10 protein-coding genes and 2 pseudogenes are annotated in these 13,760 nt (G+C 37.3%); all 12 read left to right on the top strand.

Translation table 11 applies throughout. The features are described from left to right. Positions 1–177: 177 nt before the first annotated feature. Complete coding sequence (locus tag AABI99_RS06100) at positions 178–2,097, top strand: pilus assembly protein N-terminal domain-containing protein (RefSeq protein WP_338364466.1); 1,920 nt, start codon at positions 178–180, stop codon at positions 2,095–2,097. Next, positions 2,094–2,768, top strand: a complete 675-nt coding sequence (locus tag AABI99_RS06095) for a hypothetical protein (protein ID WP_338364464.1) — start codon at positions 2,094–2,096, stop codon at positions 2,766–2,768. Before AABI99_RS06100 ends, AABI99_RS06095 begins: the two co-directional genes overlap by 4 nt. 387 nt (positions 2,769–3,155) lie before the next feature. After that, on the top strand, positions 3,156–3,545 hold the full coding sequence (locus AABI99_RS06090) for a hypothetical protein (protein WP_338364462.1): 390 nt from the start codon (positions 3,156–3,158) through the stop codon (positions 3,543–3,545). Between the two features lie 63 nt (positions 3,546–3,608). Continuing rightward, on the top strand, positions 3,609–4,376 hold the full coding sequence (locus AABI99_RS06085; RefSeq protein ID WP_338364460.1) for a hypothetical protein: 768 nt from the start codon (positions 3,609–3,611) through the stop codon (positions 4,374–4,376). 6 nt (positions 4,377–4,382) lie between these two features. Continuing rightward, on the top strand, positions 4,383–5,681 hold the full coding sequence (locus AABI99_RS06080) for an ATPase, T2SS/T4P/T4SS family (RefSeq protein ID WP_338364458.1): 1,299 nt from the start codon (positions 4,383–4,385) through the stop codon (positions 5,679–5,681). Next, the gene (locus AABI99_RS06075) at positions 5,674–6,549 is read left to right on the top strand and encodes a type II secretion system F family protein (protein WP_338364455.1); all 876 of its coding nucleotides are present in this window, start codon (positions 5,674–5,676) and stop codon (positions 6,547–6,549) included. Before AABI99_RS06080 ends, AABI99_RS06075 begins: the two co-directional genes overlap by 8 nt. Next, positions 6,546–7,361 (top strand): type II secretion system F family protein, encoded by an 816-nt coding sequence (locus AABI99_RS06070; RefSeq protein ID WP_338364453.1) that lies wholly within the window; start codon positions 6,546–6,548, stop codon positions 7,359–7,361. The genes AABI99_RS06075 and AABI99_RS06070 overlap by 4 nt, the downstream gene beginning before the upstream one ends. A gap of 9 nt (positions 7,362–7,370) precedes the next feature. Then, the gene (locus AABI99_RS06065; RefSeq protein ID WP_338364452.1) at positions 7,371–8,537 is read left to right on the top strand and encodes a hypothetical protein; all 1,167 of its coding nucleotides are present in this window, start codon (positions 7,371–7,373) and stop codon (positions 8,535–8,537) included. Further along, positions 8,534–11,362 (top strand): response regulator, encoded by a 2,829-nt coding sequence (locus AABI99_RS06060; protein WP_338364450.1) that lies wholly within the window; start codon positions 8,534–8,536, stop codon positions 11,360–11,362. Before AABI99_RS06065 ends, AABI99_RS06060 begins: the two co-directional genes overlap by 4 nt. 350 nt (positions 11,363–11,712) lie before the next feature. Beyond that, a pseudogene (locus tag AABI99_RS06055) lies at positions 11,713–12,467 on the top strand (alpha/beta hydrolase); the annotation flags it as partial. 528 nt (positions 12,468–12,995) lie between these two features. Next, on the top strand, positions 12,996–13,253 hold the full coding sequence (locus AABI99_RS06050) for a hypothetical protein (protein ID WP_338364448.1): 258 nt from the start codon (positions 12,996–12,998) through the stop codon (positions 13,251–13,253). Next, positions 13,231–13,419 (top strand): annotated as a pseudogene (locus tag AABI99_RS06045) (DNA/RNA non-specific endonuclease); the annotation flags it as partial. The gene AABI99_RS06050 and the pseudogene AABI99_RS06045, both read left to right, overlap by 23 nt. Positions 13,420–13,760 lie beyond the last annotated feature (341 nt).

Raw genomic sequence — 13,760 nt, 5'->3', positions numbered from 1 at the left:
AGGCACAAAGCCGCGCTTTGTGCCTACACTCTTATCTTCATTTGCATTTTGCAAATCAAAATACTAAATACACCTTACTAGCTCCTCTAACCCTCTTTAATTTATTGAATTTAAATAAAAAACTTTACTGGTCTTAAACTTGCTCTGCTATAGCAAAGCATACTTGAGGACGAGCATATGTTTAAATCGATTGTTTTTATACTTATTTTCTTATCGTTTAGTGCGTACTCCAAACAAAGTAACTTGGATTACATAGAAAACGCCAATGGAGATAGAGTTAAAAAAGTAACACATTTAGTTAAATGGACACATACCCGCTTTGTATTCAACCGCGATATAGCCCGTGTTGCATTAGGGCATGAGGCCACATTAGATGTAAATGTAGTGAATGGGCGGGAGTTATTAATTTTAGCTAAAAAGTTAGGCCGCACATCAATGATGGTGTGGTACGACGACAATTCATCAGAAACATTTTTGCTCGGTGTAACCGAAGACTACAGCGTACTTGAAAATGCCCTTAATGATATTCACCCTAATTTAGTTTTGACGATCGCTCCTGACAGGCATGCCGTTGTACTGCGCGGTGAGGTACCTACTTTAAATTATCGCCATGCTGCACATGAAGCTGCAAAAAACTATTTATACGCAACAAGCTCGCAATCATCTCAACCTGTTATTACCTCTGCACCGAATCAAGGAATGTTCAATTCACTCGCACAGCGCTTACAGGGTATGGGAAATTTAAACAATGGCTTGGCACAAAGCTCAAATAAGGTGGCTATTATTAATCTTATTAAAGTCACTCAAGCGCCAAAACCAAAAGAAGAGCGCATAGCACAAGTTTTAAAGTCTATGGGGGCTGATAAGGTCAATGTAGAGCGTATTTCAGTGGACGAGCTATCAAACGATCAAAGCGATGTGTTTATGCTTAGCGGCTCGGTAAAAAATCAAATCGAGTTAGTCCGTTTACTCAATACCATTAGTAAGTTATTTGAACCAGAACAACTAAGCCAAACGCCATCTTCAGCACTTAATCCAAATGCGCTGACCAACAACACTGCGCAAAATGACACAAGTAGCATAGAAGTACTTGCAAATGAGTCTGGCGGCTTGGTAGATGAGGACTCAGGATTAACTCTCAGTAATGTTAATTCAAATATAGCTAGGGCAACGTTGCTTTCAGTGGCAAACGGCAGGGTACTTTCGAGTATAGAAGTCGAAGATTTGCCACAAGTGAGAGTATCTGTGCAGTTGTACGAAGTTAATCAGCGACGATTAAAACAGTGGCGTCCCGATATTAGTGTATTATCCAATGGCTATAACAATGAGCAAAGCTTATTTGGCTTAGAGGGCATGAAATCACGAGAGTCTGGCTCAGCGTCGATTGAAAATGCATTGCAACTCATTGGTGGACAATTGACTAACAATTTACAGTTATCTACCTCACAATTTGCCATTGATATGTTGTTTTCTCTACTAGAGCAAGAAGGCATATCTAGAACATTATCGCGTCCTACACTAACGGTTCTTGCAGGTGAAAGCGCAGTATTTAAAGTAGGCGGTGAGGTGCCGGTACCCACCAGTTATAGTCCATCTGGGGTTACCAGTGGGCAACAAGGCAATAGCGGCTCGGTATTCAGTGGCACTGAATTCAAATCCTTTGGGGTAGAATTAAACGTACGCGCCTTAGTTGACGATAAAGACCGTATCACTCTTGATTTAAACCCCGTTATTTCGCTACCTGATACAACACTCACTGCTGAAATAGCACAAAGCACAGGCAGTAGTTTAAATAGCAGTGCTTTTAATACTCGCAGTATGCAAACGTCAACTCGTCTGCAAGATGGACAACCCTTAATTATTGGTGGATTGATAAGCACAGACAATAACGCAAGCCACGACTTTGTACCAAACACAAATGGTAATAGCTTATTTGGTAAATTAAGTGAAGCAACCAGTAACAGTGAAAACAATAGAGAGCTGATTATTGTGGTCACACCAAATTTAGTACGAGAGCCAGTAAATACGCTTCGGGTGTGGCAGAGTGTTGATTTAGACAGCCAAATGAGTGATTTTATACAGGAGCAAGGGTTATGAGAAATATCTATATATTTATTTTAATCTGTTTAACAGGTTGTGCGCATATTGACTATGTACCGAGTGTAAACCCTCACACAGCGTTGAGTGATGTTGTTACCAAGTATGATTTACATGATACCGCCCTAACATGCGAGGGCCCACGCGCTGCTAACTGTTTATCACTTGTACATTCCCTTAATCAGTTAATGCTAGAACACCCAAACGATAAAGCTATTTTATCTCTCACCGCCTATGCGCTATACAAAAGCGGGCGCGCTGATCAAGCTCAGCCAATTACCGATAAGCTATTGAATTTACCTAATCCTCCGTTAAATTCGCTGTCTTTAGCTATTACGCTTGCTACCGAGCAAGGTAATTTGGCCAAAGCCAAACAAATTGCCCAATATGCTATCGATGAATTTGGTACTAAAGCGTCGCCTTATCTACAAATGGCAGCAATTTATTATTCACAAGGGCGCTATGTTATGGCTGCTAACTATTTAGAACTTGCCTATAAATTTGGTACGCATAAAAGCCTTTATTATTACCACAAGGGACTGATAGCTGAGGCAACACCCGATAACTCACTTGCTTGTCATTACTATAATCAAGCAATGAGTCATAACCCACAATATAAACAAGCAACAGTCCGCTATGCCAAGCTTTCGGTACTCGGTAATTGTAATTAATAAGGCCTCAAGGCCTTTTTTGTTAGCCTTATTACACCGCTTTTATTTGTAACCCCCACCTAAAATTACCTCTAATTAGATAAACTAAACGCTAGCCTTTAACATGCATCTCAGTGTTATAAACCTAGCGTTAATAGTCTCAAAAACGTTAATACCAAAGAAAATTTTTTAAGAAATTCACGTTAAAAATTTGCTTTTTTTTCACCTTTTGCATGTGCTCATCCAGTCTTTAATTATGATTTGCAAAATGCGAATCATAACACGCAGAATCAAAGAGGTTACTTTAGCATATTGTTTAAGGTGTTGATTTTAAAAGTTAAAATAAATGGCACGGTCCTCGCTATATGTATTGTGGGCATAAGCTCTAACACATTTAAGGTGATCATTATGAAAACTATGAAAAGCAACTTAAACGCAAAGAAACAACAAGGTTTTGTACTTACATCTGAGTTAATTATTCTATCAACTTCAATGGTTGCAGCCCTGGTAATTGGTTTATCAACTTTACGAGATTCGGTAACCAGTGAGCTGGAGGATGTGGCTGAAGCCATTGGTTCTTTAGATCAAAGCTATGTGTTTGATGGCATGATCAACGCCGAAGGCACTGCAGAAATTTCTGGCTCAGGTTTTGTTGATTCTGTTGATGTATACGCAGGTGATGGTAGTTCGTTCACCTTTGTTGCCTCAGACTTCAGTGAAAGTGCAGCACTTATTAGTGCAACGCCAAGTGGTGATGCTGCAACTCGAACAGCAGCAGGTGGTTCGCAAGGTAATTAGTCTAAGTCGACCTAAAGTACACTGCCACAGCTGTGTGGCAGTGAAATTTGTCAGGAGGAAATCATGAAAAGTAAAAATAATAAAGGCGCAACAACCGCTGCTCTCACATTACTTATCACCTCTGGCATGTTGGCCTCAGCACTTGGGATTAGGCAAGCAAATGATCAAGACTTGATCACAGCATGGGTCGTAAATAAAAATATGTCGGCCGGGCAAGTGATTAGCGTGCACGATATTGCACAAAAAGAGATAGACCCAAGTAACTACTCTAATATGGCGCTGAGTATTCAAAATCCTCGTGCCTTTATTGGTAAGCAGTTAGCAACAAACAAAATAGATAAGCAGCCATTATTTGAAACTGACTTTATTCAGGTTAAGAGTCAAAATTTATCAGAGGCGATTCCAGCAGGCAGAGTACTCTACACATTAAAACTAACGACCTTAGACATCCCTTTATCACGTGTTCATAAAGGCGATAGATTAGACATTGTTGCCAAAACAAACCGCCTTGTTAGAACCGTAGCGCGTGATGTACAACTCATTGGTATTTCAAAAGGACCAAAAACACAAGCTCAAAAAAGCGGTGTAATGGATAGTCTAGGCAAAAAAGAAACAACTAGCAGCGCAGGTGTATCTCTTGTACTCGCTGTGCTTCCTAAAGATGTATATTCACTAGCAGCCATTGATAGCCAAGATAAAGTATCAATAATAGTGCACAGCGCTTACGACATAGAGCAAGGGCGCTTACAAAACTTCTCTCAACTACAAACTAGCCGCACAATAGAAGTTGTTAAAGGCGTTAAAAATCAAGCAGTTTATGTTGCTAAGTGAGGTGTTATGTTTAATTTATCAAGCAAAACAGAACCACTCGAAACAAATTTAAATACGTTTGAGACGCTTAAAAAAACTCTTCACGATGCTGTAATTGAAGAATACGAACACGATCCCAGTGCCTTACTCGATGATAGATTACACGAAAAAGTGGCGTCACTTTGCAGTGATCTAGAGGAATTTGCGCAACTGCCTTACAACAGCCACCAACAATCACAAGTAGTTCAAGCTGTGTGTGATGAAATACAAGGCTTAGGGCCCATAGCGCAGTTTATGCTTGATGATCAGGTGAGCGATATTTTAATTAACGATACGCAAAGTATTTGGATTGATAAACAAGGCAAATTACTGTGCACCGCCAGTAAGTTTGATGATGAGCGACATTTACGTCGTTTTGTTGATAGATTGCTCGATAGTTGTGGGCGTCAAGTCAATGCACTTATGCCGATTGTCGATGGTAAACTAAAAGATGGCAGCCGGGTGCATATTGTGGTGCCACCGGCATGCACGAGTGCGGCTATTGTGTCGATTAGAAAGTTTAATCATAAAAAAATAGATGGTGAATTTTTAATCAAAAATAAGTTTTTAACTGAGCAATGTCTCAGCTTTTTAAAAACAGCCGTTAGTTTAGGCGTTAATATTTTAGTTTGCGGAAATGCCGGTGCAGGTAAAACAAGCCTTTTAAATGTACTTGCCAATTCTATAAACCCTAATGAACGCCTTGTTACTATTGAAGAAAGTGCGGAGTTAAATCTTCATCACAACCATGTTGTGCAATTAGAAGCTCACGACACCAATAACGATGGTAAAGGCGCTGTAACATTGCGTGACCTAGTCAAAGCTGCCCTTAGAATGCGTGCCGACAGAATACTCGTAGGCGAAGTACGTGCGGGTGAAGTTATTGATATGCTTCAAGCTATGAATTGCGGTCACCAAGGTTCAATGACAACAATTCATGCAAATAGCGCATTCGACGCAGTCACTCGGTTATCTACGCTTGTGCAATTACATAATGCCCAGCTTAGCGATACCCATACAAGTGCTTTAATCGCATCAAGTATTCAGTTAATCGTGCATGTTTCGCGTAATACACATGGCGAAAGATCGCTAAAAAGTATCGGTGAAATAAGACGAGTAAATGGCTGCGCGAAATTTTCTGCACTTTACAGTGTCAATGATACTGAGCACGTTGATATAGAGGTGATTAGTAATTCAAGCGTAATAAATTTTATGCAAAGCCAAGGTGCAAATGCGAATGCACTTATTGAACTGCTAAAAACAAGCGAGGGGTCAAGCGATGAATAAGCTAGATTACCTCTTGGCCATAGCAAGTGTTATAACATTTACACTGGCGCTGAGTGTGTTTATTTCGATTAAGACAAAAACACAGCCCGCAAATAATATTCTTGATACGGATATACTTGAAGAGAAAGACATTCTTAGCGTTTCTTTAAATGTTTTAGGGCTTAACATACACAGTGTGTCATTTATTAGTGTGGCGTGCTCGCTTGGCACATGTGCCTGGTACGGTGCGCTTTACTATTACCCGCAAGCAACAACCAGCGCTTTAATTTTATCTTTAGTCGTGTTTATTAGCTGTTTTATTGTGGTTATAGATTTAGCCCATTACAAACTTGCTAAGTTTGAGCACTTATTTTTAGAGTACATAGAAACCATACAATCGTGCCTAAGTACTGGGCTTTCGCTTATTCAAGCGATGCAATTTGCGCATGAACATGCTGACAAATATATAAAACCACAAAGCCAATTATTGTTACAGCGCATGACGATGGGTAGTGATGTGCATGGTGTATTTACGCCTTTAATAAGTCGTTATAACTGCGAGACAACGCGCTTATTTGCACACAGTATAATTACTCATTCTCAAAGCCAATGTGATTTAACAGACATGCTAAAAAGTGTTTGCAAAATGATGTCTTTGCGAACATTAGACCGTCAACAGCTCAAGGCAAAGCTCTCTGGTACCAAGTACGCTGCGCTGTTTAGTGGCATTTTACCTTATGCGTTAGTCCCTTTGTTTAATTACACCGACCCGACCTGGTTTGAACCTTTGTTAACTAACCCTAATGGCATGGCATTTATTACCATTGCTGTGCTTTGCCAGCTATTTGGTTTTTTATGGCTACGCCTCAGCTTGAGGGTAACATTATGATAGATATATTTTTATTTATTGGGCTATTAGTGAGTATGGGTGCATTTATTCATATTCAAAAGCAGTCTTTAAAAGCAGAAATAAAACAGCCTGTAAAAACTAATTTAAATTGGTACCCACTTATTATTATTTCAAAAAATCAATTTAGACAGGCGGGATACCAGTTAAACAAAATAATGTTAAGTATGTACTGTTTTAAAATGGCTGCTTCTTTTTGCACCTACACAGCCATAGAGATCAGTGGCTTTACACTTAGCATAAGCGTGGTCACTTGTATCTGTGCACTGAGTTTTTTTGCTCCCGATTGCTGGTTTTTATTCAAAAAAGGTCAACGAAAAATACAAATAAACAATAGCTTAGAGTTTTTTTTAAGTGTGCTGTTGGTGTATATGCGTGCAGGTTTTTCGCTGGAGCGGTCTTTTTCGCTAGCGGTTGAACACGGGTTAAGTAAAAAGCATCCGCTATATAAAGAACTAAAGCTATTTTTATTTGAGCTTAAAGCCGGTAAAGACCGCGAGATAGCGTTTAATTCTTTGTATGAAAGAACAGGGGTGACGGGGTTAAAAAAATTAGCAAACTTAATGCTGATTGGCTCTAAACTTGGCACACCACTCATACAGGCTGTTGAGTCCCAATTAGAAAGTTTTGCGCTTAAAAAGAATATTTTGTTAGCTAAAAAAGTAAATAAAAAAGCACTGCATACCACGTTTCCCATAATTTTAATTTGTTTTCCTATGTTTTTAGTACTGGTATTTTTTCCGGCTGCATTACAAGTAATGAATGTACTAAAAATGCTTGTAGAAGTGTTATAGGAGCGCACTATGAATAGACGTTATCAGCACGGATACATACTGACTATAGAGCTTATTTTAATTATTACTATTTTAATTATTGGCTCAATTGGCGGTGTTATTTTAGTACGTGATGCACTAGTAAAACGTTATCACGTAAAAGTCGATAACCAAATTACGGTTGTGGATGCTAATAACACCCCCTTAGGCATTGCCATTGGGTTTGATGAACACCAAGCCCCTTTAATTTTTTATACCGACCGCCAGGCAAACGCCACTTATCGGGCCTTAATTGGTATTCGCGATGATAGATTCACCTCTCGTGAAGCAATTTATTATGATGCGCCCAATTGCCAAGGTAATCCCTGTATTAAAAGCTTAAGTGATGAGTTTTCAGATAGTAATGGGATAAGCAGCATCTCAAATACAGGCAATGTGAGCTATATAAACGCATTACAACAAGGCCCAAACTATGCAATAGGGCAGCTAAATAACTCAGTTATGGGGCAGTTACTTAAAAGTACAGCTTTAGCATGCCCTGCAACCGGTGATGAAATAGTGTCTCGTTATATGTCTCAAAAAGTGGTATCAGGTAATCCGTGCGAAAGTTTTTCGGTTGACAAGCAACAAGCTGATAGCAGTTGTTTAGTGGGTGTAACAACCCTTGGCAATCCGCTTTTGGGGGTGAGTCCTCAACAGGTATCTCAATCATGTACTGAATGTCAAACAGGTTACGAATCGCAAGGCGATATTCTCGATTTATATTTACCTCAAGTCGAGGTGCTTTTAGGTACAACGCTTGATGCACTGGCACTGGTTGGTTTAACTGCGAGTGTAGATATTGAGCTTGGCAGCATTTGCTGCCCGCAAGGTACACGCCTCGAAGAAGATGAAAACATTGTAGAAACTTTAGTATTTACCATTTTACAAACTACGTTTGAATTATTGGGTATCGATTTATTAAACAACGAGATTATTATTCAAACCTTGGCTTTGCTTGGTATTGAGCCTGGAGTGACTTATTGCGAGGCTTCACTTAATTTAGCTTCGGCCGAGCCGGTTTTAAATTTAGCTACAGGCGAACCTGCTTTAAACAACCTACTACCGCCATTTAGGGTTTTACTTCCTTCGCATACAGGTGCAAATAGTACGCGTTGGATTTCTACTCCCCCTAAAGGTGAAGGAGTACGTCCATGAACATGTCATATGTAAATAACATCAACGAGTTTAACGACACGCACGATGAGATCAATAATTCAATAGCAGAAACATTAAGCTTAATGAAGCAATTTTTTGACGTTTCAATAGTTAAATACGTTGATTACAAGGCTATTTATACACAGCAAATCATTACATGCGATGACCCTTATAATATAGAGAGTGAACTAAGTAGCCTTTTAAGCGTTTGCACAGAAGAGAAGCTGCATACTATCGAAGACACGTTGTTTGACTCCTTAACTAAAAGACACTGCCAGCAGGTTCGTTTTTACGCGCAGTACCCAATTTACGACTTAGCAAATAAATTAATGGGCGTGCTTATTATTGCTGAACTAGCTCCTAAAACACTCGTTGGTTCTCAAAAAGATCAATTCGTCTCATTTGCACAGTTGGTGCAAACACAACTCAATAAAAATTTTACGCAAAATAAACCGGTAAAACCGACTAAAAATAAATCAATGAGTCAGTATGTGCACCTATTTAGTTTAGCGCCTGTGGCATTTTTAATCGCCTTGGTTATTTGCGCTTTTTCGGCGTTACTTTTATACACATTAGAAAAAAATGAAAAAAAACGAGCTTACGAAACACAAACACAACAATTAAGGCAAACATTGTTTGATGCGCTTGAACGCTTTGATAATCAAGCGTTATATATTACCCAAAAAGACAAAATTGTAGCAGGATTTTTAAAAAGTCAACAAAGCTATACTCAGCAACAATTAAGTGATTTAGTTAAAACACAGGTATCGAACAGCTTAACTTACAAAGGGTTTGTTGTATTTGATCGTGATTATAAACAGCTAGCCCTATGGTCAAAAAACAATTTTGATTTAGCAGCCTATGGTTTTAAAAACTGGTTAAATCGGTTTTCTGCACGTGCGAATAAGCAATCAGTTGAGGTTTATACTGTGGCTGATACTGCGTTTTTAATTTCCGAAATAAACATGGAGAATACCCGTTTTTATACCTTAACAGCCTTTGATTTAAGTAAGTTTTTAAGCGCTATTGTAGGTAAATTAAACACCCAAAACTACAATCTATTTATATCAACACCTCAATTTATACTAGGAAGTAGAGGAGAATTAAACGTAAAAACCATACCGAATAGTATAAGTGCAGCTAGTAGTCGATTTCCTGTCACATGGCGCTTACATGTACAACCAATCAAACCTATAATACCGCCTAAAGTATCAAAGCTTGAACTCATCAAACTTGCACTCATTAGTTTAGCCATATTTGTATTTGTTTATTATTTTTTACGCTTACCTAGACGCTTACATGATGAAATAAAAGATAAAAACAGACATATACTTAATCGTGAGTCGTTATTTTCAACCTCTCTTGATGCTCTTCCTCATGGATTTGCCATTTTCAATAGTAAAGAAATACCAGTCATAACTAATCAGGCATTTAATGAATTATTTATTAATGTTTTACACAATAATAAGCAGTTAAGTTACAGCCAAATTATTAGTATTGCTCAGCAAAATAATATTATTACGCATTATAAAGAGCATAATAAACGTGATAATAATCATAACCAACTGATTGAAATAGGCTTTAATGATGGCCGCTGGATAACGGTAGTTCAACGACATACTGATTTTGGTGGCTTTGTTTGCTATTTTAGAGATGAAACCGAGGCACATAAAAAAGAACTTTTACTTGCGCAAGTCGTAGAAAAGTCAAAACAAACAAATCAAATAAAAGATAAGTTTGTAACACGTTTAACGATGCAACTAAAAGCACCACTTACTCTTTTAGAGTCTATAAAAGAAATAAATAGTAAAAATACTCAATTTAATTTATTTAATGAGTTAGATACAGCATGCAAACAGTTAGGTTGCGTTATACAGCAATTGATAAATATTAATAAAACAGACACAGGGAAATTAAAGCTTAAGATGAGCAGTATTAATTTTTCAAAGTTAATAAATAATACTGCCGATATCATCAATAAAGAGTCAGAAGAAAACGTAATTGTTGTTAATAACAAGGTTAATACCAATCAAGGTATAGTCAGTGATGAAAATCTAATTATGCAATTAATTACCCAATTAGCGAGTGAACTTATACAGTGCAGTAATAAAAATAAATTAACTCTTATTTCTGAGCTTATAAAAGAGGGTGAAAAACACTTTTTATCGCTAAACTTTTCTATAGATAACCTTTCAAACCAGGGGAGCTTTAATAGTCAGCTTAAAATGGTTTCTAAGCGTAATACCGAAGAGGCTCATTTAGATTTTGATGCCACATTGGAGCTTCGTCTATTTCTGTCAATTTTCAATATGTTAGGTGGTAAAGACATAACAGTAAATGAGCGTGGTAAAACAACATCTATTGATTTAACGTTATTAGTTAACACCGTAGAATTATTACCAACCAATGCAAACAAGCAAGAAGCTACGACTGTAACTGCATCGCATACAGCGTTTAATAAAAGTAAATCGTTGTTATTAGTTGATGATGAGCCGCTCGTTGAAATGGTTATTAAAGCCATGCTCAAAGATGAAAACATAACTATAGATTACGCAAGTAACGCAATAGAAGCTATGTTAATGGTGTCGCAAAATAATTACGATATTATTTTAATGGATATTGTTATGCCTGAACTGTCAGGCACAGACGCGATGCTTAAAATTAAAAAGCACAACACAGGTCATAATACTAAAATTATTGCTCACACTTCTGATTCTCAAACAAATAGTAATAATAAGTATATTGAACTTGGGTTTGACGACATGCTCGAAAAACCAGTTAAGCAGCAAGTATTAATTAATAAGATTAAGCGCTTGCTAAGCTAACCCAAACTAAAACGATTTTTGAACAAACCGATATACCTTTAAATTACACAAGGCCTATTATTTATAATAGGCCTAAGCTGTCAGAAATTATTTCATGTAGCAGCTACTTTGATTCAAATTTTTAAAATTGAAAGTTATTTCATACTCTTTATTTTTACTCATTTCACTTAAATGGAAATAAATCCTACCTACTGTTAATTGCCGCGCGCCTTGCTTTTAAACGCTCTCAGGGTTTTGTAATTATAAAACGCCAAAAAAATTATTTTAAAAACAAGCAGGGATGATATTTGCTCATCACTACTCATATATAGGTTTAGGCTAAATTTAAAATATTGATGAGGATATTAAGTATGAGTAAAACACAAACCATTACCGTTAAAGGCCATAAAATTGTATATCAAGAAATGGGCGAGGGTACACCGATGCTATTATTACACGGTATTGCGACTAACAAATCGTTGTGGCGAAATGTTATGCCATCACTGAGAGAGCAACATCGTATTATTGCACCTGATTTACTCAATTACGGCGAATCGGCTATGCCAAAAAATACTGATTTATCAATTAATGCCCCGTGCAAAATAATCAGTGAATTTATGGATGAGCTAGGTATTACTAAAGCAGACATTGCCTCTCATGATATTGGCGATGAAATAGAACAACTCATGGCGATAGTAAATTACCCAGAAAAAGTAAACAGCTTAAAATTAATTGATAGTGTTTGTTTTGATTCTTGGTCAATACCCGAATTTGAACCTTTGCTTGAGCCTGTTGTAGAACAAGAAACATCGGTTGATGAGTTTGTTGATACGCTAAATGATTTTATGCCAAAAGGTGTATACGATAAAACCGTAATGAGCGATGAGCTAAAAAAACAGTACTTAAACCAATGAAGTAATGAGCAAAGTAAAGCAGCGTTATTCAATAATATGCGCCGACTTAATAAAGAGTACACACAAGCAATTGCGGGTGCTCTTAAAAGCTTAAAGCATGAAACCCTCATTTTATGGGGTGAGGAAGATAACTTTCAAAACCTAAATATGCACCTCAGTTAGCTCAAACCTTAGCAAATACAACACTAACTTGGATAGAAAAAGCAGAGCACTAGGTAACCAGAACGAGTAACTGCGTTGATGGCTGAGTTTTTGGCTGATAAAAAGTGTTAAAACACCCTAATTTTAAGGGGTAATTTAACCATTTTGCCTAACATGCATATAAAACGATGCCGTTTGAGCTGTTTTCATTTTTGTGTAATCAATTGCTTAAACGGCTTTTTGTTTTCATCTATTTTTAGTATTAAACCATCTAAGTATAAAACGCTATAAATTGCTCACTATTTACACGCAAAATTGTGTGTATACGCTTTAGATTAGGGTAATTATATACGAAAATAAATAACATACACAATTTAACATAATACAGGTCAGCGTATAAATATCCCTTTATTCACTAGGTCTGCAAGCGACGTTACTACCTTGTATATAAGGCGAGGGTAACTGTATATTCGCGACTTTTTATTAATAATATTAAAAGCTTAAGACGATATTATTGTATTTATAAACAATTAGTTAGATACACATTGCTGTAATAATGTACTGCTAATTTTTACCCTCATTTAATTGAGGATAAAGCAATGAAGGCAATAAAAACGGCATCAATAGTACTGTCAGGTTTATGCTTTGCGCACAGTGCAAGTGCAGACAATTGTTTACAAGGTTGCCCAACAGGTTTAGATAATGGGAATACAATTGAGCGAAGCATTTATACATTAAAAAATAATCGTTATATAAAGTTTGCTGATTGGGTGACTTACCATGTTACGACTAGCACTATGAGGGGACCATCAAGAAGCAGAAGGTGGAAAGCCGATCCTGATTTATATTCACACTAATGATTACACCGATGCATACGCAACTATAAATACCGACAGAGGCCATCAAGTACCATTAGCATCTTTTAGTAATAAGACACGTTGGAAACTAACAAACTTACTTTCTAATATTACGCCGCAATCATCCGCATTAAATCAAGGACCATGGGTTAGGCTTGAATCTGCAGTGCGAAATCACGTAGAAAATGGAAATGATTTATACGTAGTAACTGGTCCATTATACGAATATTATTTTGCAGAGTTACCACAAGATAACGAAGCGCATACCATTCCAAGTGGCTAGTTTAAAATTGTTATGTAGCAAACTAGTAGCACAATTAAATCATCGGCATTTATTATGAAGCAAACAGCAAATTGCAGTGATAACTTTTAAAATACCGAAGTAAGTATTGATGAAGTTGAGTCGCGCTCAGGTGTAAATGTCATGCCAAACTTATCGTATAACAGTGCGCAAACGATTGAATCATCAATGTATGGTTTTAGGACTGAGCTAGGTTGTAACTAAGT

It is taken from the genome of uncultured Pseudoalteromonas sp. (genome assembly GCF_963922945.1).
Lineage (GTDB): Bacteria > Pseudomonadota > Gammaproteobacteria > Enterobacterales > Alteromonadaceae > Pseudoalteromonas.
Note: the sequence above shows the minus strand (reverse complement) of the source record. Positions and strands in the feature narration are given on the sequence as shown.

What these genes read in the sequence shown, in the direction of transcription:
- AABI99_RS06070 (WP_338364453.1), top strand. Translation starts at nt 6,546, where the DNA reads ATGATAGATATATTTTTATTTATTGGGCTATTAGTGAGTATGGGTGCA.
- AABI99_RS06050 (WP_338364448.1), top strand. Translation starts at nt 12,996, where the DNA reads ATGAAGGCAATAAAAACGGCATCAATAGTACTGTCAGGTTTATGCTTT.
- AABI99_RS06080 (WP_338364458.1), top strand. Translation starts at nt 4,383, where the DNA reads ATGTTTAATTTATCAAGCAAAACAGAACCACTCGAAACAAATTTAAAT.
- AABI99_RS06065 (WP_338364452.1), top strand. Translation starts at nt 7,371, where the DNA reads ATGAATAGACGTTATCAGCACGGATACATACTGACTATAGAGCTTATT.
- AABI99_RS06095 (WP_338364464.1), top strand. Translation starts at nt 2,094, where the DNA reads ATGAGAAATATCTATATATTTATTTTAATCTGTTTAACAGGTTGTGCG.
- AABI99_RS06060 (WP_338364450.1), top strand. Translation starts at nt 8,534, where the DNA reads ATGAACATGTCATATGTAAATAACATCAACGAGTTTAACGACACGCAC.
- AABI99_RS06090 (WP_338364462.1), top strand. Translation starts at nt 3,156, where the DNA reads ATGAAAACTATGAAAAGCAACTTAAACGCAAAGAAACAACAAGGTTTT.
- AABI99_RS06075 (WP_338364455.1), top strand. Translation starts at nt 5,674, where the DNA reads ATGAATAAGCTAGATTACCTCTTGGCCATAGCAAGTGTTATAACATTT.
- AABI99_RS06085 (WP_338364460.1), top strand. Translation starts at nt 3,609, where the DNA reads ATGAAAAGTAAAAATAATAAAGGCGCAACAACCGCTGCTCTCACATTA.
- AABI99_RS06100 (WP_338364466.1), top strand. Translation starts at nt 178, where the DNA reads ATGTTTAAATCGATTGTTTTTATACTTATTTTCTTATCGTTTAGTGCG.